Origin of the sequence: Streptomyces sp. YGL11-2, assembly GCF_050054615.1 — a bacterium.
In the GTDB taxonomy this organism is placed as follows: Bacteria; Actinomycetota; Actinomycetes; order Streptomycetales; family Streptomycetaceae; genus Streptomyces.
Map to the genome: position 1 here is coordinate 41534 of NZ_JBNHIN010000046.1, position 21582 is coordinate 63115.

Genomic DNA, 21582 nt, shown 5'->3' on the forward strand with positions numbered 1-21582 from the left:
GCCGGACGGCGGTTTGCCCCGCAACGACCCGTAACGGAGGCTCGATGTCATGAGCAGTCACGACCGCCCCGTACCCGGGCACCCGCAGGACGGCGCCGCCATCGACTGGGCGCGGCTCGGCCCGCTCCTCGAACGGGGCGCCGCCCTCCAGACCCCGCTGTACGAGCAGGCCGCGGGGTGGCTGCGGGACCTGCTGATCCCTGATGTCGCGTCAGGCACCGGTGCCGGGCAGGACACCGTCGGCCGGATCCTGGACGTCGGCAGCGGACCGGGCGTCGTCAGCTGCCTGCTGGCCGGCGCCTTCCCGGCCGCCGAGGTGTGTGCGGTGGACGCGAACGAGGCACTCCTGGAGCGCGCCCGGGACCGCGCCGCGCGCCTCGGCCTCGGCGACCGGATCCACACCCACCTCGCCGAAGTCCCGTACGGTCTGGACTCACTCGGCGGCGCCGACGTCATCTGGTCGAGCCGGGCGCTGCACCACGTCGGCGACCAACGCGGCGCGGTCGCCGCCCTCGCCGGCCATCTGCGGCCCGGCGGGCTGCTCGCCGTCTCCGAGGGCGGCCTGGCGCCGCGCTTCCTGCCGCGCGACATCGGCATCGGCCGGCCCGGGCTCCAGTCGCGCCTGGACGCGGCGGCCGAGGACTGGTTCACCGAGATGCGCGCGGCGCTCCCCGGCACCGCCGGCGCCATCGAGGACTGGCCCGCCTTCCTGGCCGACGCCGGCCTGCGCACCCCCCGGACCCGAAGCTTCCTGCTGGACCTGCCGGCACCCCTCTCCGCCGACGCCCGCCACTACATCCAGGCCAATCTCACCCGCGCCATGGAGCTCTACGGCGACCAGCTGGATCCGGACGACCTGAGCACCCTGGCCCGGCTCGCCGACCCCTACGACCCCGCCGGCATCACCCGCCGCCCGGACGCCTTCCTGCTCGCCGCGCAGACGGTGCACACGGCGCGCGCACAGTGACCGGCCCGCGGGACCAGGGACCTGACGCAGGCCGTAGGGATCCATGCCATCCGGTCGGGCGGCGCCCCGCTACAGATGACGCCTCGTCAAGTCGAGCCATGTCAGGCAGATATGTGGATCGGAAGCGGTAACTCGCCGCCTTCGACGCCGCGTTGGCCTCCTCTGCGCCGGGCAGCCGCCGACCAGCACCGCGATCACCCGCCTCGGCGGTGTGGGCCGGACGGGACCGGTCTCCCGGCGGGAGCGGCGCGTGCGCGCGGCCCGGTCGTCCGGCCGCCGTCAGCCCTCCGCCATCGGCTTCGGGTGGATCACCGCGAAGACCGCGCCCTGCGGGTCGGCCACGACGGCCATCCGGCCGGCGATCATGTCGAAGGGCTCCATGATCGCGCTGCCGCCGGCCGCGGCCACCTTGGCGACCGCCGCGTCGGCGTCCGCCACCGCGAAGTACGTCAGCCAGTGCGACGGGGTGTCGGCGGGCAGATGCTCCGGCATCGGCTGCATACCGCCCACGGGGTGCCCGTTCACGTTGAGTGAGTAGTAGTGCGGGGCGCCTTCCATCTCGGCGGTCTCGATGCCGAGGGCGGCCTGGTAGAAGGCGGAGGCGGCGGAGCGGTCGCTGGTGTTGAGCTCGTTCCAGATCAGCGCGCCGCTCTCGTTGACTACGCCCGCGCCGGGGAAGTCGACCGGCTGCCAGACGCCGAAGACCGCGCCGGTGGGGTCGGCGGCGATGCACATCCGGCCGAGGGTCATCACGTCCATGACGGGCATGAGCACGGCGCCGCCCGCGGACTCCACCGCCTGCGCGGTGGCGTCCGCGTCGGCGGAGGACAGATACGTGGTCCAGACGGTCGGCGGCGCGGGCTGGTCGCCCATGGGGACCGCGGCCATGATGCCGGCGACCGGTTTCCCGTTCAGCAGGCACACGGCATAACCGCCGGTCTCCGCCGGGCCGATCTCGCCGGTCCAGCCGAGGACAGCGGCGTAGAAGTCGATGGCGGCCTGCTGGTCCGGGGCCGCGAGGTCGACCCAGCAGGGTGTCCCGGGAGCATAGGGAGTGGTGGCGTCGGGCATCGGTGCCTCCTCGGAGCGGAGTGGTGGCCGCCCAGTGGCAACCGGCCCGGACGGCCGGCCCGCTGGGAGCGCCCCCCTTTCCACACTTCCCGCCGCCCGGCGACCCCGCCACTCGGCGCCGTAGGGGCATCGGCCGTGCGGCGGCCTCAGGGCCTCACGCCACGTCGAACGTGGCCGGGTCCGGGCCGAGGCGGTTGCCCGAGTCCAGGCCGGCGACGGCCGCCAGGTCCGCGTCGTCCAGCGTGAACCCGAAGACGTCGAAGTTCTCCCGGATCCGCGACGGGGTGGCGGACTTGGGGATGACGATGTTGCCGATCTGGAGATGCCAGCGCAGGACGACCTGGGCGGGGGTCCTGCCGTGCTTCTCGGCGACCTTGGCGATGGTCGGGTCCTTCAGGAGGTCCTTGCCCTGGCCGAGCGGCGACCAGGCTTCGGTGGCGATGCCGTGCTTGGCGTGGAACGCGCGGGACTCGGCCTGCTGGAACTGCGGGTGCAGCTCGATCTGGTTGACGGCCGGGACGATCGAGGTCTCGCCCAGCAGCCGCTCCAGGTGGGCGGGCTGGAAGTTGGAGACGCCGATGGCCTTGGCGCGGCCGTCCTCGTAGATCTTCTCGAACGCCTTGTACGTGTCGACGTACGTGTCCTGGGCCGGGAGCGGCCAGTGGATCAGGTACAGGTCGACGTACTCCAGGCCGAGCTTGGCCAGCGAGGCGTCGAAGGCGCGGAGGGTGGAGTCGTAACCCTGGTCACTGTTCCACAGCTTCGTCGTCAGGAACAGCTCCTCGCGGGGGAGGCCCGAGGCGGCGAGAGCCTTTCCGGTGCCCTCTTCGTTGCCGTAGATCGCCGCGGTGTCGATGCTGCGGTACCCGGCCTCCAGGGCGCGCCCGACGGCGGTGAACGCCTCGTCGTCGGGGATCTGAAAGACGCCGTATCCGAGCTGGGGCATCGCGAGGTCGTTGTTGAGCGTGATGGACGGAACCGTGCTCACGGGGGAATCGATCCTTACGTCGGCTTTCGTGTACTGCGGTCCCAACGATCATCCGTCCCCGGACATTCCCGCGCATGTCGACAGGCTCCGGAAATCCGGGTCATCCCGTAAGGGACCCCTCCCTGCGGCCCATGGCCCCGCTCCGTGCCCCGCCGCTCACCCCCGGTACAGCGCGTCGACCTCCACCGAGTAGGCCGTCTCGATGGCCTTGCGCTTGAGCTTGAGGGACGGCGTCAGCAGGCCGTGCTCCTCGGTGAACTGGTTGGCCAGTATCCGGAACGTGCGGATCGACTCGGCCTGGGAGACCGAGGTGTTCGCGGCGACGACGGCGCGCCGGATCTCGGTCTCCAGATCCGGGTCGCGCACCAGGTCGCTCGCCGGCATCTCCGGCTTGCCGCGCATGGCCAGCCAGTGCGCGACCGCCTCCGGGTCCAGTGTCACCAGCGCGGCGATGAACGGCCGGTCGTTGCCGACGACGATGCACTGGGCGACCAGCGGATGCGCCCGTACGCGCTCCTCCAGGGACACCGGCGAGACCGACTTGCCGCCCGAGGTGACGAGGATTTCCTTCTTGCGGCCGGTGATCGTCAGATAGCCGTCCTCGTCCAGGGCGCCGAGGTCGCCGGTGGAGAACCAGCCGTCGTGCAGCACGGCGTCGGTCGCCTTGGGGTTGTTGTGATAGCCCTGGAAGATCTGGCCTCCGTAGAGCCAGATCTCGCCGTCCTCGGCGATATGGACGGTGGTGCCGGGGACGGGCGTGCCGACGGTGCCGAAGCGGGTCCGCTCCGGCGGGTTCGCGGTGGCGGCGGCGGTGCTCTCCGTCAGGCCGTAGCCCTCGAAGATCCGTACGCCGGCGCCGGCGAAGAACAGTCCCAGCCGCCGCTCCATGGCCGAACCGCCGGACATCGCGTGCCGCACCCGGCCGCCCATCGCCTCGCGGACCTTGCTGTAGACCAGCTTGTCGAAGATCTGGTGCTGCATCCGCAGCGAGGCGCCCGGACCGGAGCCGATGCCGAACGCCTTGCGCTCCCTCGCCTCCGCGTGACGCACCGCGATGTCGACGGCCTTGTCGAACGGGCCGACCTTGCCGTCCGCCTCCGCCCGCCGCCGGGCCGCGGCGAAGACCTTCTCGAAGATGTACGGCACGGCGAGGATGAAGGTGGGGCGGAACGACTGGAGGTCCGGGATCAGGGCGCGGGCGGCGAGCTCGGGCTGGTGGCCCAGCTTGACCCGGCCGCGGATCGCGGCGACCTGCACCATCCGCCCGAAGACGTGCGCCAGTGGCAGGAAGAGCAGGGTCGCGGCCTCGTCGCCGGGCTTCGAGCGGAAGACCTTCTCGTAGCGCATCACGATGTTGTCGGCCTCGGCCATGAAGTTGGCGTGCGTGATGACGCAGCCCTTGGGGCGGCCGGTGGTGCCGGAGGTGTAGATGATCGTCGCGGTGGCTTCCGGGGTGACGGCCATCCGGTGGCGGTGCACCACCTCGTCGTCGATGTGCGCACCGGCCGCGGTCAGTTCGGCCACCGGATCGCGGTCCAGCTGCCAGAGCTTGCGCAGTTGGGGGAGCCGGTCGATGACCGAGCCGACCGTCATCGCGTGGTCCTCGTGCTCGACGAGCGTGGCCGAGACGTCGGCGTTGTACAGCATCCAGAAGACCTGCTCGGCCGACGACGTCGGGTACAGCGGCACGGACTGGGCGCCGACGGACCACAGCGCGTAGTCGAAGAGCGTCCACTCGTAGCGCGTACGGGACATGATGCCGACCCGGTCACCGAACCGGACGCCCTGCGCGAGCAGGCCCTTGGCCAGCGCCATGACCTCGTCCCGGAACTGCGCGGCGGTGACGATCTCCCACTGCCCCGCGGCGTCCTTACGCGCCAGAGCGGTCCGGTCGGGGTCGGATGCGGCATTGTCGTAGACGGAGTCGGCCAGCCCGCCGACCCGGGGCGCGGTCGCCAAAGGCGGGACGGTGAACTCGCGCAATTGCCCAGCTCCTCGTGGTGCTTCTCACAAGGCCGCGACCGTACCCCACGGGGGCGGCGGGCGGGAGTGCGGTACCACGTCGCGAACGCTCCGCCGCGGGAACCGGCCAAGCGACGAAATCGGGTTACTTCGGGTAACCGCGGACATCGTCCGGCTGTTTCGCCGCCGGACGATCACGCTGCCGGGACCGGATCTGCACCAAATCTCTGCACCTGCCGCCGTGCCGGCACGCCCCCTGAGAGGAGTGCGGCGCTCCGCGGGAGATCCGAAGGAGATCTTCTGGAGATCCGCGCAAGGCGCCGCCGGCCCGTCGGGCAGGACCTACGGCAGACCCTGGGGGAGGTGCAGCCGGTCGCCGCCCGCCAGGATCGCCTCGGCCAGGGCCTCCGCCGGACCGCGGGCTGCGCCGGCGCGCTGCCCGTGCAGCAGGACGAAGTCCACCCCGCCCAGCTCCGGCAGCCCCACGCGCGGCGGTATCCGGACCAGGCCGGGCGGGAGCATCCCCAGGGAGTGCGCCATGACGCCCAGGCCCGCCCGGGTCGCCGCGATCAGTCCGTTCAGGCTGCCGCTGGTGCAGGAGATCCGCCACTCCCGGCCCTGGCGCTCCAGCGCCTCCAGTGCACGGGCCCGGGTCACCGCCGGTGGCGGGAAAACGACCAGCGGGACCGGCTGCTGCGGATCCAGCCGCAGCCGGTCGGTGCCCACCCACACCAGCCGGTCCCGCCACACCAGCCGCCCGCGCGACTCCTCCGGCCGCCGCTTGGCCAGTACGAGGTCCAGCCGGCCGGCCGCCAGCAGCTCGTGCAGCGTGCCGGACAGCTCCACGGTCAGCTCCAGATCGACCTCGGGGTGGTCGCGCCGGAATCCTTCGAGCACCTCCGGCATGCGCGTCAGCACGAAGTCCTCGGAGGCGCCGAAGCGGAGCCGCCCGCGCAGCCGGGTCCCGGCGAAGAAGCTCGTGGCCCGCTCGTTGGCCTCCAGGATGGTGCGTGCGAAGCCGAGCATCGCCTCGCCGTCCTCGGTGAGTTCCACGGCATGGGTGTCCCGGGCGAACAGCCGCCGCCCGGCGGCCTCCTCCAGCTTCCGCACGTGCTGGCTCACCGTCGACTGCCGGAGCCCGAGTCGCTGCGCGGCCTGGGTGAAGCTCAGCGTCTGCGCCACGGCGAGGAACGTACGCAGCTGGGCGGGCTCGAACACGGGGACCTCCAGGGGCGGGCCGGACGGCGTGAGGGCCGCTCATCTCGATTCATGATGACAGTCACCACAGTAAGAGGGGTTCCCGATCGCCGCGGCGACCGGCAGTGTGGGGAGGGCACCGTCCCCGCCGCCGCCCGCGAGCCGTCGACCACGAAAAGAGACCATGCGCCGCCCTGTGTTCCGCCTTCCCTCCCGGCTCCCCGTGGACGGTTACATCCTGGCGCTGCTCGGGACCGTCGCCCTGGCGGCCCTGTTGCCCGCCCGCGGCCCCGCCGCCACCGTCGCCGACGGCGCCTCCACCGGCGCCGTCGCGCTGCTCTTCTTCCTCTACGGGGCGCGGCTCTCCACCCGGGAGGCGATGGACGGGCTGCGCCACTGGCGCCTCCATCTGGCCACCCTTGCCTGCACCTTCGTGGTCTTCCCGGTGTTCGGTCTGGCCGCCCGCGGCCTGGTCCCGTACGTCCTGCCGCCGAACCTCTACACCGGTCTGCTGTTCCTGTGCCTGGTGCCGTCGACGGTCCAGTCCTCCATCGCGTTCACCTCCATAGCGCGCGGCAATGTGGCGGCGGCCATCTGCGCGGGCTCGTTCTCCAGCCTCGTGGGCATCGTCCTCACACCGCTGCTGGCCGGACTGGTGCTGCACGGCGCCGGCGCCGGTTTCTCGGCGCACTCCCTGGTCTCGGTCGCCTGCCAGCTCCTTCTCCCGTTCGTGGCCGGGCAGTTGCTGCGGCGATGGATAGCGGGGTTCCTCGCGCGACACCGGAAGGTCCTCGGCCGTGTGGACCGCGGCTCGATCCTGCTGGTGGTCTACGCCGCGTTCAGCGCCGGGATGGTCCAGGGCATCTGGCACCAGGTCTCCCCGCTGCGGCTGCTGTGCCTGGCGGCTGTGGAGGCGGTCCTGCTGGCGGCGATGCTGACGGTCACCTCGTACGGCTCGAAGCGGCTCGGTTTCCCGCGGGCGGACCGGATCGCGATCACCTTCGCCGGTTCGAAGAAGAGCCTGGCCGCCGGGCTCCCGATGGCCAGTGTCCTCTTCGGCGCCCAGGCCGGGCTGGCGGTGCTGCCGCTGATGCTGTTCCACCAGATGCAGTTGATGGTGTGCGCGGTCCTCGCGAAGCGGTATGCGGCACGGGCAGATGCGGCGGAGGCGGCGGAAGGGGTGGAGGTGCCGGACGCCGCCGGGTCCGGGCGGGGTCAGTCCGGTCCGCCCCCGGTCACCCGGTCCAGCGGGAGCCCGAGGACCAGCGGGCCGGCGACCGGGGCGTCGGTGCCCCGGACCCGGGAGAGCTCGGAGTCGGTCAGGGCCCGCCGGTAGACGCGTACCTCGGCGAGGGCGCCGGTGAACTGGGCGCGGCCGTCGGGCCGCTGGCCCAGGTGGACGCCGAAGACCGAGGTGCGGCTGACCGACCCGGGGACGTCGGCGGCGGTGGTGGTCGCGGCGCCGTCCACGGTGAGCAGCAGCCGGCCGCGGGTGCGGCGCAGCGCGAGGTGGTGCCAGCCGCCGTCGTTGTGGGCGCCGTCGGTCGACACCTGGGCGGTGGCGGGCGGCCGGGCCCCGTCGACGGCCGTCAGGCGGGCGGTGAGCCGGCGGTGCGCGGGGTCGCCGACCACCGCGACCTGCGGGGAGGTGCTGCCCACCCCGCCCATCCACAGCAGCGGTTGCTCCCCGCGCGTGGCCCGGTAGCGGAACCACAGGGTGCAGGTGAAGTCGTGGCTGTCCAGGGGGAGCGAGGGGCGGAAGGGGAGGCGGACGGCGGCGTCCCGGCCGTCGAAGGACAGCGCGCGGCCGAACGGGCCGGTGGTGGGGCGGGCGCCGCCCAGGACCAGCGCCGGGTGGGCGCCGCGGGCGGTGTCGGGCGTGGTCGGGTCCGGGGCGCGGCGCGGCCCGAGCCAGTCCTCGGTGAAGCGGGCGAAGCGGATCTCGTCGTGGGCGTCGGCGGTGCCGCCCTCGTAGAGCAGGCCGGTGACGTGGGGGGAGATGGCGACCAGGTCCGAGTAGCCGGACCAGTCGGCGGTGACCCGGGCGCCGCGGTCGACGCCTTCCCAGGTGCGGCCCTCGTCGTAGGAGGACCGGATGGTCATGGTGCGCCGCCGGTCGGGGTCGGCGGGCGCGGCGAGCAGGGTGCGGCTGCGGCCCCCGGCGGCGGACGAGTGCGGCAGGCGCAGCGACGATGCCTGCACCATCGGGGTGTAGAGGTCGGGGATGGCGCGGAACGGGGCGGTGAAGGAGTCGCCGCCGTCGCGGCTGACCGCGGCGGTGCGGTTGCCCAGGTCGGTGCCGTCCTGCTCCCGCCCGTTGACGTAGACGGAGCCGTCGGAGCGTTCCAGGAGGGTCATTTCGGACGGCTTCTGGCGGAAGGTGCCGTCCGCGGCGATCGGCCAGGTGTCGACTGCGCCGATCCGCCAGGTGGCGCCCCCGTCGTCGCTGTGGACCAGGGCGGCGTGGTTGGCGGTTATCCGGTGGCCCGCGTAGCTCTCGGAGTTGACGCCGAACAGCAGCCGGCCCGCGTACCGGCCCTTGGTGAGCTGGATGCCGTGCACGGGCCCGGTGGCGTACCAGGAGTTCCACTGCCGGGGGCGGATGCGCGGGGTGAGGTCCCGGGGCGCGGACCAGGTGGCGCCGTCGTCGTCGCTGTACTGGAGGTGCGGGGTGCGGTCGCAGGGGACGTCGCAACTGAGGCCGTCGGTGCGGCCCTTGTTGTAGGTCTCGGCGATGACGATGCGGCCGGTGCGGCGGTCCACGATGGGCGTCGGGTTGCCGTGGGTGTCGCCGTTGCCGTGGTTGACGACCTGCAGCGGGCCCCAGGTCCGGCCGCCGTCGGTGGAGCGCTTGAGGACGAGGTCGATGTCGCCCGCGTCACCGCAGTCGTGCACCCGGCCCTCGGCGAACGCGAGGAGGGTGCCGCGGGGGGTCCGCACGACGGCGGGCACCCGGAAGCAGAAGTACCCCTTCTCCCGGGCCGCCTTGAAGAGGACCTGCTGGTCGAAGCCGCCCGAGGGGGCGTCCTGCGCGCCCTGGGCGGGGGCGGTCGCCAGGGCGGTGAGGGCGGTGGCGGTCAGCGCGGCCAGGGCGGCAAGGGGGGCGAGGGGGGCCGGTGCGCGGTGGCGTCGGGGTCTGCTGCGGAGGCGGGGGTGTGCGCGGAGAACTGACGTCATGGTCCGGCCTGCCCTTCGAGGCATCGGGTCGGGTCATCAGGACATCCAACGTCCTATGTGCAGGTGCGACGGAAGCTACTGCCGCGTGCGGACCGCGACAAGGAGCCTGCGTCGGTTCTCCGCGCGCGGGCCGGAATTCACTCTCCCGGGACGGGGCGATGCGCCGTGTGCGCCGCCCGGGGTGCGCGGGGGCGCGGCGGCGCGTACGGACGGGTCACGGCCGGAGGACCACCTTGCCGAGATTGGCCCTGGCCTCGATGATCTCGTGCGCCTTCGCCGCGTCCGCCAGCGGCAGTTCGGCGTGCACCGCGGCCCGCAGCCGGCCGGATCCGGCCAGTTCCCACAGCTGCTCGCGGTGCTGCTCGTACAGCTCCCGATGGACGGTCGAGAAGCGCCGCATGGTCAGTCCGGTGATGGTCTTCGCACCCGCCAGCAGTTCGTACGCCGGGACCGTGCCGCCGCCGGAGTTGAAGAACACCAGCCGCCCGCCGGGCGCGAGCGCCGCCAGTGCGCGCGGCAGCAGGTCGCCGCCGACGCCGTCCAGCACGATGTCGGCCGGCTCGCCCCAGGAGTCCTGGTCGTAGGTCACCACCTCGTCGGCGCCCAGCCCGTACAGGAACTCCGCCTTGGCCGGGGAGCTGACCGCGGCCACCACCCGCCCCACCCCCTGGAGCTTGGCCAGTTGGACAGCGAGGTGCCCGGTGGCGCTGGCCGCGCCGGTGATCAGTACGGACTCGCCGGCGGCCGGTGCGGCGGTGCTGAGCGCGGCGAGCGCGACATGCCCGCTGCGGACCAGCGCCACCGCCTGCACCGCGCTCGCGCCCTGCGGTATGCGGCTGGCCAGGAAGGCGGGCGCGACGGCGAGTTCGCCGTACGAGCCGGTGAGGGTGAGCGAGGTGACGCGGTCGCCCACGGCGAAGCCGCTGACGTCCGGCCCGACCGCGATGACCGCTCCCGCGATCTCCCCGCCGACCACCCCGGGCAGCGGCACCCCGCCGCCCTTCCCGTCGCCGCGCACCTGCCGCACCGACGGCAGGGTGACGCCGATCGCCTCCGTGCGCACCAGGAGGTCGCCGGGGCCCGGTACCGGCTCCTCGGTCTCCTCCATGCGCAGGACCTCGGGGCCGCCGTAGGTATGGAATCGGACGCGGCGCATGGGCCGTCACCTCCACGGGAGTCGGTCGCACTCCGACCGGTTTCATTGGGTGCCCCAACGATAACCACAAACCATTGGGGTTGCCAATGGTTTTCGTTGGGGATCCCTATGTTGGTTGCCCCCACGAAATTCTCGGTACGGTGGCCCCATGGCCGACACCCCCTACGCCCCCAGCCGTATCCGCGCCCTCCCCAGCTGGCTGCTGGGCCGCGCCGCCGCCCGCGGCCACCGGCTCGTCGCCGAGGCGCTCGCCACCGAAGGCATGCGGATGATGCATCACGCCGTGCTGTCCGCGGTCGCCGAACTCGGCCCGGTCTCCCAGGCGGAGCTGGGCCGGACGGTGGGCATCGACCCCAAGGACATGGTCGCGATCGTCAACGACCTCCAGCGCGACGGGCTGGTCACCCGTACCCCCGACCCCAAGGACCGGCGGAAGAACGCCGTGGAGATCTCGGCGGAGGGGGAGCGGCGGCTGCGCCGTACGCAGCGGCTCGGCGACACGGCGAACGCGGAGCTGACCGCCGCGCTGAGCGAGGAGGAACGGGCGCAGCTGATCGCGCTGCTGACCCGGATCGTGGACCTGGGGGAATGACCGGCCGGGCGGTCTCAGCCCGTGGTGGCCGCCGTCCCCAGGGTGAGCCGGTGCTCGCCCGCGTACACGTTCATGGAGGCGCCGCGCAGGAACCCGACCAGCGTCAGCCCGGTCTCGGCGGCCAGGTCGACGGCCAGCGACGACGGGGCGGAGACCGCGGCCAGGACGGGGATACCGGCCATCACGGCCTTCTGCGCCAGCTCGAACGACGCCCGCCCGGAGACCATCAGCACACACGACGACAGTGGCAGCCGGCCGTCCTGGAGCGCCCGCCCGACGATCTTGTCCACCGCGTTGTGCCGCCCCACGTCCTCCCGTATGTCCAGCAGTTCGCCGTCCGCGGTGAACAGCGCGGCGGCGTGCAGGCCCCCGGTCCGCTCGAAGACGCGCTGGGCGGCCCGCAGCCGGTCGGGCAGGGCCGCCAGCGTCGCCGGGTCGATACGGACCGGGTCGCCGGAGGGGGAGTCCAGCGGCCAGCGCGCGATGGTGCGGACCGCGTCCAGGCTGGCCTTGCCGCACAGACCGCAGGACGACGTCGTGTAGACGTTCCGCTCCAGCGTGATGTCCGGGAGCGGTACCCCCTCGGCCAGCCGGACGTCCACGACGTTGTAGGTGTTCCCACCGTCTTCCGTGGCCCCCGCGCAGTAGACGATGTTGGCCAGCTCGTCCGCGCGCGCGAGCACGCCCTCGCTGACGAGGAAGCCCGCGGCCAGTGCGAAGTCGTCGCCGGGGGTCCGCATGGTGATCGCCAGCGGCTTGCCGCCCAGGCGTATCTCCAGCGGCTCCTCGACGACCAGGGTGTCCGGCCGGGTGCTCACGGCACCGTCGCGGATGCGGATGACGCGGCGTCGCTCGGTGACCCGTCCCATGTCTGACCAGTCCCACTCGTCGGATTCGGTGCTGCTGTCGTGCGGGTGGCCGAAGCGACCCTTGATACGGAGGGTGCCGCGGGCCACCGGGTCGTCGTGCGGTGCGGCGACCTCGGCGAGCTCATTGTCCTGCACCGGGAGCGTGCGGTGGCGACCGACTCCGCAGCGGGCCGGTGCCCGATCGGCTCGGCGGGAGGTGCGGCGGGCGGTCCGGACCGTGGGGCGCGGTCCGTGCTCAGTAGACTGTAGACGATAACCAATTGCGGAGGGGGACCTCGATGCTGTCCACAGGGCTACCGCAGGGAACCGTGCCGAAGCTCGAACGGCCCGGCCCGCTCCGCGAGCGCGTCTACGAGGCGCTGCTCGAACTCATCACCACCCGTGCGCTGCGGCCCGGCCAGCACCTGGTCGAGAGCGAACTCGCGGGCCATCTCGGGGTCTCCCGGCAGCCGGTCCGCGAGGCGCTCCAGCGGCTGAACACCGACGGCTGGGTCGATCTGCGGCCCGCGCAGGGCGCCTTCGTCCACGAGCCCACCGAGGAGGAGGCCGACCAACTGCTGACGGTCCGTACGCTGCTGGAGGCGGAGGCCGCCCGGCTCGCCGCGGCGCATGCGGACGCGTCCGGGGTCGCGGAGCTGGCGGGCCTGTGCGAGCGGGGCGAGCGAGCCGTCCGCGACGACGACGTGGACGCCGCGGTGGTGTGCAACGCGCAATTCCACGCCAAGGTCATGGAGTTGGCCGGCAACGCGGTGCTCGCGGAGCTGGCCGAACAGGTCGGGCGACGGGTGCGCTGGTACTACACCCCGGTGGCCCGGCAGCGCGGCAGGCAGTCCTGGACCGAGCACCGCGAGCTGATCGCGGCGATCGCCGACGGCGACGAGGCGCGCGCCACCGCCGTGATGCGCGCGCACACCGAGCACACCCGGCGTACGTACCACGAGCGCAGGCGCGACGACGCCTGACGCGCGGGCTCGGCCGGACCGCTTCCGCGCCCCGTCCGATCCGCGAGACCGGCACGAATCAGTCGCCGCGGTCCGGGTAATGTGCAGACGATCACGCGGTACCGCATCGCGGACACAGCCCCACAACCGACCAGAAACGGCGAGACGCACATGAGCGAAGGGACAGCACCGGCGGTCGGCGACGCCACCTCCGTCGCCGACCAGGCGGCCCGCGAGCGGCTGCGCTACCTGCGCGGCAGCATCGACAACCTCGACGCGGCGCTGGTGCACCTGCTCGCCGAACGCTTCAAGTGCACCCAGCAGGTCGGCGAGCTCAAGGCCCGGCACAGCCTGCCGCCCGCCGACCCGGCCCGCGAGGCCGCCCAGATCGAACGCCTCCGCCGCCTGGCCGAGGACGCCCGCCTCGACCCCGCCTTCGCCGAGAAGTTCCTCAACTTCATCATCGACGAGGTCGTCCGCCACCACCGCGCCATCGCCGATCGCACCAACGGGGAAGAGACCGCGCACGACGCGGTCTGAGGGGTCTCGCAGGGCCGGGCGCCCCGCCGGGAGTCCCCCCGGTGCCGGGCGCCCGGCCCGAGGCGTTCCCGGGTCGCCGTTCAGGTCGTCTCCCGGCTGATCGGGCGCGGATCGGGCGTGACGTCGCGGATGCGGGTGCTTCCCGGCGGGTGGAGCAGGAGGGCGAAACCCGCTGCCACCATGGAGATGCCGCCGGCCAGGGCGTAGGCGCCGTCGTAGCCCCAGGCGGTGACGACCATGGAGCCGAGGCCGCCGCCGAACAGGCCGCTGACCAGCTTCCCGCTGTAGACCAGGCCGTAGGTGGTGGCGTTGTGGTTCTCGCCGAAGTAGTCGGGGGTCAGGGCCGCGAAGAGCGGGTAGAAGGCGCCGCCCCCGAAGCCGGAGAGAAAGGCGAAGGCCAGGAACAGCCCTTCGCTGTGGATGTCACCGGCCCAGATCACGCCGAACTGCGCCAGGCCCAGGGCGACGATGACGAACACCAGCGTGGACTTCCGTCCCCACAGGTCCGACAGCCAGCCGACCGCGGTCCGTCCGACGCCGTTGACGACGGACATCAGGCCCATGGACGAGGCCGCCACCAGCGGGCCGAACCCCACCTCCCTGGCGAAGTCCACCTGGAAGGAGATCCCGAAGACGGAGACGCCGGCGGTCAGGACGACGGTGACCCATATCAACGGAAGCATTCCGCTGCGGACGGCCTCGCCGGGCGTGAACTGCCTTGCCGCCGGGGGGTTCTTGACCGGGCTCGCCGCACTTGACGCGTTGCCGCCGTAGTGCGGCGGGTCGATGTCCGGGGGCCACCAGTTCTTCGGCGGGTCCTTGAAGAACCAGGCGCAGCCCGCCACGACGATCAGCACATAGACCCCGATGAGGTCCAGCACCTCGTGGAAGTCCCCGGTGTCGAAGGCGTAGTTGAAGAGGAAGATGAACGGCAGCGCGCCGTAGGCGAATCCGCCGTTGACGAATCCGGTCCTGGCGCCCCGGCGCTCCGGAAACCACTTTCCCACCATGTTGATGCAGGTGGCGTAGACGAGTCCGGAGCCGATGCCGCCGATGACGCCGAAGCCGCAGATCACCGCCAGGACGCCGCCCAGATGCGAGAGGGCGGTGAAGCCGAGCAGGCTCAGGGCCGCGCCGAGGAACATCGCCCGGCGGGCGGTGAGGACTCCGCGCTCCCGCAGCCAGCCCGCCGGAAAGGCGATCCCGGCCTGGAAGAACACCCAGACGCTCAGGACCCAGAAGGCGTCGCCCTGCGCCCAGTGGTGGGCGTGCGAGAGGGTGTCCTCGGCGGATCCGTAGGCGTACTCGGACACGCCGATGGCCATCATCGCGAGCCACGGCAGATACACCATCAGTTTCCGGGAGCGGCCGCCGAGCAGTTCGCGGTCGGTCTCGCCGACCCGGTAGACCCGGCCTCTGCCGTCGGTGATCTCCCGGTAGTTGAGGCTGTCGCCCGGTGTGCCGTCCGGCGCGAGGTCGGTCATGTCGTTCCCCTCGGATTCCCCCTGGATCGAAAGAACCCGGTCAGCGCGCCCCCGGTGCCTGAACCTCCGTCAGATCACCCCGTTCGCCCTCAGCAGCCGCAGCTCCTCGTCGTCCAGCCCCAGCTCGCCCCCGTAGACCTCCGCGTTGTGCTCGCCCAGCAGCGGGGAACGGCTGATCTCGACGGGGGAGTCGGACAGCTTCAGCGGTGAGCCGACGGTGGTGAACGCGCCGCGCTCGGGGTGCTCGACCCGGACGACCATCTCGTCGGCGGCCAGCGAGGCGTCCTCGACGATCTCCTTGGTCGAGAGGATCGGCCCGCAGGGGATGCCGTGCGCGTTCAGCCGCTCCAGCACCTCCCACTTGGGCAGCGTGCCGCTCCACTCCTCGATCAGCTGGAACATCTTCGTCAGCCGGGGCAGCCGGGCCTGCGGCGTCGCCCAGTCCGGGTCCTCGGCCAGTTCGGGACGCCCGATCAGCTCGGTGAGCGGTCGCCAGCCGACCGGCTGCACGATCACATAGACGTAGTCGTTGGGCCCGCCCGGTGCGCACCGCACCGCCCACCCCGGCTGCCCACCGCCGCTGGCATTGCCGCTGCGCGGCACCGCGTCGCCGAGGCTGTCGCTCGGATACTCCGTCAACGGACCGTGTTCCAGGCGCTGTTGGTCGCGGACCTTGACCCGGCAGAGGTTGAGCACGGCATGCTGCATGGCGACCCTGACCCGTTGTCCGCGGCCGGTCGAGGTCCGCTGGTAGAGCGCGGCGAGGATCCCGGCCACGCAGTGCACACCGGTCCCCGAGTCGCCGATCTGCGCCCCGGTCGCCAGCGGCGGCCCGTCCGCGAAGCCGGTGGTGGCCATCGAACCACCCATCGCCTGGGCCACCACCTCGTACGCCTTGAAGTCGGTGTACGGGCCCTCGCCGAAGCCCTTGATACTGGCGTAGACGATCCGCGGGTTGATCTCCTGGATGCGTTCCCAGGTGAAGCCCATCCGGTCCACCGCGCCCGGACCGAAGTTCTCCACCAGGACGTCGCTGCGGCGGATCAGCTCGGTCAGCAGCTCCTTGCCGCGAGCGGTCTTGGTGTCGAGGGTGATGCTGCGCTTGTTGCAGTTGAGCATCGTGAAGTAGAGGGAGTCCACGTCCGGGAGGTCGCGCAGCTGACTGCGCGTGATGTCACCGGTGGTAGCCTCCAGCTTGACGACGTCCGCACCGAGCCAGGCGAGCAACTGCGTTGCGGACGGCCCGGACTGAACATGCGTCATGTCGAGGACGCGAATACCGTCGAGGGCCTTGGTCACGGCGGACTCCCTCCTACTTGTACATGGTCTGGTTCACGGTTCCGGGGGCGTAGGCGTCCGGGTCCACCCACACGTTGACCAGCGAGGGCTTCCGGGACTCCCGCGCCCGGCGCAGCGCCGGCCCGATGTCCGCGGGGTCGCGGACCTCCTCGCCGTAACCGCCCAGCATCCGGGCGAACTGGTCGTAGGGCACATCGCCGAGGGTGTTGCCGACCCGCTCGCGCGCCGCGCCGTACCTGGCCTTCTGGCCGTAACGGATCTGGTTCATCGAGGAGTTGTTGCCGACGACGCCGACGAACGGGAGGTCGTAGCGGACCAGGGTCTCGAAGTCCCAGCCGGTCAGGCTGAACGCGCCGTCGCCGAACAGCGCGACCACCTCCTTTTCCGGCCGGGCCTGCTTGGCGGCGAGGACGAAGGGGATCCCGACGCCGAGGGTGCCCAGCGGGCCCGGGTCCATCCAGTGGCCGGGCGACCTGGGCTGCACCACCTGCCCGGAGAAGGTGACGACGTCGCCGCCGTCGCCGATGTAGATCGAGTCCTCGGTCAGGAAGTCGTTGATCTCGCTGACCAGCCGGTAGGGATGGATGGGGGAGGCGTCGGACCGCAGCAGCGGCAACCGCCTGTCCAGTGCGGCCTGTTCGACGGCTCGCAGCTCGTCGAGCCACTTCTTGCGGCGGGTCGCGCCGCGGTCGATCCGGCCCGACGCGGCGGCGGCGACCGATGCCAGTACCAGCCCGGCGTCCCCGACGAGCCCGAGGTCGATGTCGCGGTTCCTGCCCACCGTCCGGTAGTCCAGATCGATCTGCACCACCGCCGCGTCCGGCGACAGCCGCCTGCCGTACCCCATCCGGAAGTCGAAGGGCGTGCCCACGACGACCAGGACGTCGGCGTGGGCGAACGCGTACCGGCGCGACAGCTGGAAGTGGTGCGGATCCCCGGGCGGCAGCGTGCCGCGCCCGGCGCCGTTCATGTACGCCGGGATGTTCAGGGTCCGGACGAGGTCGATGGCGGCGGCGGTGCCGCGCGTCGTCCACACCTGGCTGCCGAGCAGGATCGCCGGCTTCTCGGCGTGCACCAGCAGATCGGCCAGCCGGGCCACGGCCTCGGGGTCGCCGGCCGAGCGGGTCGAGGCCCGATAGCGCCCGGCCTGCGGGATCCGGGCCTGCGCGACGGGCACCTCGGCGTCCAGCACATCGCGCGGGATCTCCAGGAAGGAGGGGCCGGGCGCGCCGTGGTAGCACTCGCGGAACGCCATCGAGACCATGTCGGCGACGCGCGCGGTGTCCGGGACGGTGGCCGCGAACTTGGTGATCGGCGTCATCATCTCGACATGCGGGAGGTCCTGGAGCGAGCCCATCTTGTGCTGGGTGCGGGCGCCCTGACCACCGATCAGCAGCATCGGCGACTCGGCCCGGAAGGCGTTGGCGACGCCGGTGACCGCGTCGGTGGTGCCGGGCCCCGCGGTGACCACCGCGCAGCCGGGCTTCCCGGTGAGCCGGGCACGGCCGTCCGCGGCATGCGCGGCGACCTGTTCATGGCGTACGTCCACCACGTCGATGCCCTCGTCGACGCAGCCGTCGTAGATGTCGATGATGTGGCCGCCGCAGAGGGTGTAGATGACGTCGACCCCCTCCGCCTTGAGCGCCTTGGCGACCAAGTGCCCGCCGGAGATGAGGTCCTGGGCGTCCTCGGGCATGTGCATCGCTTCCCTTCCTCGGGTCGTGCAGGCGTCATCGACCGGGACTCCCGGCAGGATTGCATACAGTCGACGAATACTGTATGAAACCGTTATCTCTCATCGGGTCGCCGATGTCCAGAGGGGCACACGGTGAGCGGCGGCGGTTCGCCGACACGGCCCGGACCGGGACCGGCGCCCGGAGTGGACCCGGCGGCCTCGTGCCCGGCCGCGGACCCGGCCCGACCCGGCCCAACTCACCGACCCCCTCGGCGCGATCGGCGGGCGCCGCCGACCGGTGTGCCGCCCGCCCCGTACGCGAGCAGCCGGTACGCGACCGCCCCGTACGGGAACGCCGTGCCCACCGGTCGCCGCCCCCGGGTGGTCCCACCAACCGCCCCGAGTGACACTCGCCATACCCGACGCCGCAACGGCCCGCGCGCCACCACACACCGCTACCGTCCAGTAACACGGCTCTTCCCGGAGCCGCCGAGCGCCACCACCCTGCCCCTCCGGCCGTGCACCGAGAGCGGAGACACCCGATGGCACCCACCCCCGCGACCACCCCGGCACCCACCCTCAAACCCGGCACCTCCTGGCAGGACGCCTGGCAGCGCAGCCGGACGGCCGCCCCCGAGGCGTTCCGCGACGACCGGGTACGCAACCTCTGGGCCGGCACCTGGCACGCCGACGGCGACCCGCTGCCCGCCGTCAGCCCCGTCGACGGCACCGCCATCGCCGGCCCGCCCCGCCTCGACGCGGACGCCGCGCTGGGCGCCGTCCGCGCCTCCCTCGACCAGCACCGCGCCTGGCGCCAGATCCCGCTCGCCGAACGCAAGGCCCGCATCTCCGCCACCCTCGACGCCCTCACGGAGCACCGGGACCTGCTCGCACTGCTCCTCGTCTGGGAGATCGGCAAGCCCTGGAAGGCGGCCCGGGCCGACGTCGACCGCGCCATCGACGGCGTCCGCTGGTACGTCACCGAGATCGACCGGATGCTCACCGACCGGTCCCCGCTGCCCGGCCCGGTCAGCAACATCGCCAGCTGGAACTACCCCATGTCGGTCCTGATCCACGCGATGCTGGTCCAGGCTCTGGCCGGCAACGCGGTGATCGCCAAGACCCCCACCGACGGCGGCCTGGTCTGCCTCACCCTCGCCTGCGCCCTGGCCGCCCGCGAAGGCGTCCCGGCCACCCTGGTCAGCGGCAGCGGCAGCGCCCTCTCGCCGGCCCTCGTACGCTCACCGGAGATCGGCTGCGTCTCCTTCGTCGGCGGACGCGACACCGGCGCCCGGGTCGCCACCGCCGTCGCCGACCTCGGCAAACGCCACATCCTCGAACAGGAGGGCCTCAACACCTGGGCCATCTGGAACTTCACCGACTGGCCGTCCCTCACCCCCCAGCTCCGCAAGACCTTCGACTACGCCAAGCAGCGCTGCACCGCCTACCCCCGATTCGTCGTCCAGCGCGAGGCGTTCGCGGACTTCCTCGCCGCCTACCTCCCGGCCGTCCGCGGCGTCCGCTTCGGCCATCCGCTGGCCGTCCCCGACCCCGCCGCCGCCCTCCCCGACCTCGACTTCGGCCCCCTGATCAACGCCGCCAAGGCCAAGGAACTCGCCGACCTCGTCACCGAGGCGATCTCCCGCGGAGCCGTCCCCCTGCACCGCGGCACCCTCGCCGACGGCCACTTCCTGCCCTCCCAGGACACCTCCGCCTACCTCCCGCCCACCACCCTCCTGTCCCCGCCCCCGTCCTCCCCGCTCCACCACGCCGAGCCCTTCGGCCCCGTCGACACCATCGTTCTCGTCGACACCGAGGCGGAACTCCTCGCCGCCATGAACGCCAGCAACGGCGCCCTGGTCGCCACCTTCTCCTGCGACTGCGACGAGACGTACGACCGCCTGGCCCCGCAGATCCGCGCCTTCAAGGTCGGCCGCAACAAGCCCCGTTCCCGCGGCGACCGCGACGAACTCTTCGGCGGCTTCGGCAACTCCTGGCGCGGCGCCTTCGTGGGCGGCGACCTCCTCGTCCGCGCCGTGACCGAGGGCCCCGCGGACGAACGCCTCCCCGGCAACTTCCCCGAGTACCACCTGATGCCGTAGGACCAGGCCGCGGTGCGGCGGGGCTCCACGGCATCCCTACCCGATCCCCTGCCGGTCGGGGGAGAGGGCGAACCGCCGGTCCGCCGCGGCCGGCACCGCACTCTCCACCGACTGCACCAGGAGGGTGCGGTGCCGTACCAGCGGCTCCTGCCGCTCCTCCGGCGCGAGCAGCAGCAGATCGTCGATCCCGGCCAGGATCCGCCGCGTCACCTGCGGACTCCCCACCGCGGCCCCCCGGATCTCGGTCAGCCCCAGGTCCACCAGATCCACCCACCCCGGAACGCTCTGCGCCAGCCGCACGGCCCCCCGCCGGTCCCGGTGGTGCACGGTCCCCAGCGGCCGCTCCGCCACCGCGGCCAGGATCTGCACGATCCGGTCCAGGCACTGCACCGCGGTCGTCGGATCGTTCACCGCCGGCGACAGCGCCCGCAGCGCGATGTCCGACAACTGCCGCAGCCCCAGCCCCAGATCCTGGCGAAACGTCCGCTCCACCCCACCGACACCGTGTACCGCAACGCCCGCCGGGACGGCGCCGGCCCGCCGTGCACCGCCAGTACCGGCGTCCCCGGCATCACGAAGTCCCCGATCCTCGGAATCAGCCGCAGCACCACCCCCTGCCGCCGTGCCGCCCCCACCAGCCGCGCCACGTTCACATCCCGCACCACCCCGGCGGCTCCCTCGTACACCACCCGCCCCGTCTCCCCGGGCAGCGGCACCGCACCGCCCTCTCCACCCACCTCCAGCCGCGCCAGCATCCGCCCCGTCTCCTTCGCGATCCGGTCCACCACCGGCCCCACCTGCATCAACCGAAGCATGGCGGACACATACGCGATGAACAGCAGCAGACTCAGCACCACCAGCACCAAGGTCAGCAGACTCTGCACCACCGGTACGGACTCGACCTCCCGCGCCGGCGTCTCGCTCTCGTACGAGGTGAGCACCAGCAGCGAGAACAGGAACGTCGCCAGAAACACCGCCAGCGTCGCCTTGCTGATCCGGCTCCGCACGAAGATCCGCACCACCCGCGGAGTCAGCTGCCCGCTCGTCATCTGCACCGCGACCAGCGAGATGCTGAACACCACACCGATGAAGGTCATCATCGCCGAGCTGACCGTGGTCACGATCGTCCGCGCGTCCTCCGCGATGGACATCAGACCCTCGACCTCGCCGTACGCCCCCCGCCCCTGCAGATACGCCACGATCTCCACATCCGCCGCCATGGCCGCCAGCCACAGCACCACGGCCCCCATCAGCCCGACCGTCGGCGCGAACCAGAACGTGTCCCGCAAGTGCTCCCGCAACGGCGAAAGCGCCCGCGGCCGACGCGGCCCCACCGGTCCCTCATCACCCATAAACGGACCTTATGTCCCGCACGGATACGCAGGTGAAGGCCACTCCGAAACCTTGGTATTGTTGTCCATGTCGCCGCGGGCAAGCCCCGCGAAGATCACACCTAGTCCGGGTGGCGGAATGGCAGACGCGCTAGCTTGAGGTGCTAGTGCCCTTTATCGGGCGTGGGGGTTCAAGTCCCCCCTCGGACACCAGAGCGAATAGCCCCTGAA

The 21582-nt window shown here is 72.2% G+C and carries 15 protein-coding genes, 1 tRNA gene and 2 pseudogenes; 7 read left to right on the top strand and 11 right to left on the bottom strand.

Features of this window, described 5'->3' with window-relative positions; all coding sequences use genetic code 11:
* Positions 1-49: 49 nt before the first annotated feature.
* Complete coding sequence (locus tag ACO1BR_RS34465; protein ID WP_426799040.1) at positions 50-967, top strand: class I SAM-dependent methyltransferase; 918 nt, start codon at positions 50-52, stop codon at positions 965-967.
* A gap of 279 nt (positions 968-1246) precedes the next feature.
* On the opposite strand, the gene ACO1BR_RS34470 is transcribed toward ACO1BR_RS34465, so the two are convergent.
* From ACO1BR_RS34470 to ACO1BR_RS34485, 4 genes are all read right to left on the bottom strand, one after another.
* Positions 1247-2038: a VOC family protein gene (locus ACO1BR_RS34470; protein WP_426799041.1), complete on the bottom strand. Its 792-nt coding sequence runs from the start codon at positions 2036-2038 to the stop codon at positions 1247-1249.
* 154 nt (positions 2039-2192) lie between these two features.
* Positions 2193-3026, bottom strand: coding sequence for an aldo/keto reductase (locus ACO1BR_RS34475; protein WP_426799042.1), 834 nt, complete (start codon positions 3024-3026; stop codon positions 2193-2195).
* A gap of 156 nt (positions 3027-3182) precedes the next feature.
* The gene (locus tag ACO1BR_RS34480) at positions 3183-5009 is read right to left on the bottom strand and encodes an AMP-dependent synthetase/ligase (RefSeq protein ID WP_426799043.1); all 1827 of its coding nucleotides are present in this window, start codon (positions 5007-5009) and stop codon (positions 3183-3185) included.
* A gap of 321 nt (positions 5010-5330) precedes the next feature.
* Positions 5331-6206, bottom strand: coding sequence for a LysR family transcriptional regulator (locus ACO1BR_RS34485; RefSeq protein WP_426799044.1), 876 nt, complete (start codon positions 6204-6206; stop codon positions 5331-5333).
* A 163-nt stretch (positions 6207-6369) separates the two neighbouring features.
* On the opposite strand from ACO1BR_RS34485, the gene ACO1BR_RS34490 reads away from it, so the two are divergent.
* Complete coding sequence (locus ACO1BR_RS34490) at positions 6370-7521, top strand: bile acid:sodium symporter family protein (RefSeq protein ID WP_426799045.1); 1152 nt, start codon at positions 6370-6372, stop codon at positions 7519-7521.
* Here the strand turns inward: ACO1BR_RS34490 and ACO1BR_RS34495 are convergent.
* Positions 7413-9362, bottom strand: a pseudogene (locus ACO1BR_RS34495) (exo-alpha-sialidase); the annotation flags it as partial. The gene ACO1BR_RS34490 and the pseudogene ACO1BR_RS34495 sit on opposite strands and share 109 nt — an antisense overlap.
* 214 nt (positions 9363-9576) lie before the next feature.
* Entirely contained in the window at positions 9577-10518 is a 942-nt protein-coding gene (locus tag ACO1BR_RS34500; protein ID WP_426799046.1) for a quinone oxidoreductase family protein, read from the bottom strand.
* A 148-nt stretch (positions 10519-10666) separates the two neighbouring features.
* Here ACO1BR_RS34500 and ACO1BR_RS34505 point away from each other — a divergent pair, with 148 nt between their 5' ends.
* Positions 10667-11110 carry a MarR family winged helix-turn-helix transcriptional regulator gene (locus ACO1BR_RS34505; RefSeq protein ID WP_426799047.1) on the top strand — a complete coding sequence of 148 codons (444 nt, stop codon included), beginning with the start codon at positions 10667-10669 and terminating at the stop codon, positions 11108-11110.
* A 14-nt stretch (positions 11111-11124) separates the two neighbouring features.
* Here ACO1BR_RS34505 and fdhD read toward each other — a convergent pair whose 3' ends face one another.
* Positions 11125-11979 carry a formate dehydrogenase accessory sulfurtransferase FdhD gene (gene fdhD, locus ACO1BR_RS34510; protein WP_426799061.1) on the bottom strand — a complete coding sequence of 285 codons (855 nt, stop codon included), beginning with the start codon at positions 11977-11979 and terminating at the stop codon, positions 11125-11127.
* Positions 11980-12257: 278 nt separating this feature from the next.
* On the opposite strand from fdhD, the gene ACO1BR_RS34515 reads away from it, so the two are divergent.
* Together ACO1BR_RS34515 and ACO1BR_RS34520 are read left to right on the top strand one after the other, a co-directional pair.
* Positions 12258-12941: a GntR family transcriptional regulator gene (locus tag ACO1BR_RS34515; RefSeq protein WP_426799048.1), complete on the top strand. Its 684-nt coding sequence runs from the start codon at positions 12258-12260 to the stop codon at positions 12939-12941.
* 150 nt (positions 12942-13091) lie between these two features.
* The gene (locus ACO1BR_RS34520; RefSeq protein WP_426799049.1) at positions 13092-13460 is read left to right on the top strand and encodes a chorismate mutase; all 369 of its coding nucleotides are present in this window, start codon (positions 13092-13094) and stop codon (positions 13458-13460) included.
* 80 nt (positions 13461-13540) lie between these two features.
* Here the strand turns inward: ACO1BR_RS34520 and ACO1BR_RS34525 are convergent, their stop codons facing one another.
* From ACO1BR_RS34525 to ACO1BR_RS34535, 3 genes are all read right to left on the bottom strand, one after another.
* Complete coding sequence (locus ACO1BR_RS34525) at positions 13541-14944, bottom strand: OFA family MFS transporter (RefSeq protein ID WP_426799050.1); 1404 nt, start codon at positions 14942-14944, stop codon at positions 13541-13543.
* 69 nt (positions 14945-15013) lie between these two features.
* Positions 15014-16243, bottom strand: a complete 1230-nt coding sequence (frc, locus tag ACO1BR_RS34530) for a formyl-CoA transferase (protein ID WP_426799051.1) — start codon at positions 16241-16243, stop codon at positions 15014-15016.
* Between the two features lie 13 nt (positions 16244-16256).
* Positions 16257-17939: a thiamine pyrophosphate-binding protein gene (locus ACO1BR_RS34535; protein ID WP_426799062.1), complete on the bottom strand. Its 1683-nt coding sequence runs from the start codon at positions 17937-17939 to the stop codon at positions 16257-16259.
* Between the two features lie 521 nt (positions 17940-18460).
* On the opposite strand from ACO1BR_RS34535, the gene ACO1BR_RS34540 reads away from it, so the two are divergent.
* Entirely contained in the window at positions 18461-20020 is a 1560-nt protein-coding gene (locus ACO1BR_RS34540; protein ID WP_426799052.1) for an aldehyde dehydrogenase family protein, read from the top strand.
* 36 nt (positions 20021-20056) lie between these two features.
* Here the strand turns inward: ACO1BR_RS34540 and ACO1BR_RS34545 are convergent.
* Positions 20057-21372, bottom strand: a pseudogene (locus ACO1BR_RS34545) (DUF2254 domain-containing protein).
* Between the two features lie 104 nt (positions 21373-21476).
* Here ACO1BR_RS34545 and ACO1BR_RS34550 point away from each other — a divergent pair.
* Positions 21477-21564 (top strand) — tRNA-Leu (locus tag ACO1BR_RS34550).
* Positions 21565-21582: the final 18 nt, after the last annotated feature.

Bases quoted from the DNA above. Each gene is read 5' to 3' on its own strand.
- ACO1BR_RS34505 (WP_426799047.1), top strand. From the start codon at position 10,667: ATGGCCGACACCCCCTACGCCCCCAGCCGTATCCGCGCCCTCCCCAGC.
- ACO1BR_RS34540 (WP_426799052.1), top strand. From the start codon at position 18,461: ATGGCACCCACCCCCGCGACCACCCCGGCACCCACCCTCAAACCCGGC.
- ACO1BR_RS34490 (WP_426799045.1), top strand. From the start codon at position 6,370: ATGCGCCGCCCTGTGTTCCGCCTTCCCTCCCGGCTCCCCGTGGACGGT.
- ACO1BR_RS34515 (WP_426799048.1), top strand. From the start codon at position 12,258: ATGCTGTCCACAGGGCTACCGCAGGGAACCGTGCCGAAGCTCGAACGG.
- ACO1BR_RS34535 (WP_426799062.1), bottom strand. From the start codon at position 17,939: ATGCCCGAGGACGCCCAGGACCTCATCTCCGGCGGGCACTTGGTCGCC.
- ACO1BR_RS34465 (WP_426799040.1), top strand. From the start codon at position 50: ATGAGCAGTCACGACCGCCCCGTACCCGGGCACCCGCAGGACGGCGCC.
- ACO1BR_RS34520 (WP_426799049.1), top strand. From the start codon at position 13,092: ATGAGCGAAGGGACAGCACCGGCGGTCGGCGACGCCACCTCCGTCGCC.
- ACO1BR_RS34500 (WP_426799046.1), bottom strand. From the start codon at position 10,518: ATGCGCCGCGTCCGATTCCATACCTACGGCGGCCCCGAGGTCCTGCGC.
- fdhD (WP_426799061.1), bottom strand. From the start codon at position 11,979: ATGGGACGGGTCACCGAGCGACGCCGCGTCATCCGCATCCGCGACGGT.
- ACO1BR_RS34525 (WP_426799050.1), bottom strand. From the start codon at position 14,944: ATGACCGACCTCGCGCCGGACGGCACACCGGGCGACAGCCTCAACTAC.
- ACO1BR_RS34470 (WP_426799041.1), bottom strand. From the start codon at position 2,038: ATGCCCGACGCCACCACTCCCTATGCTCCCGGGACACCCTGCTGGGTC.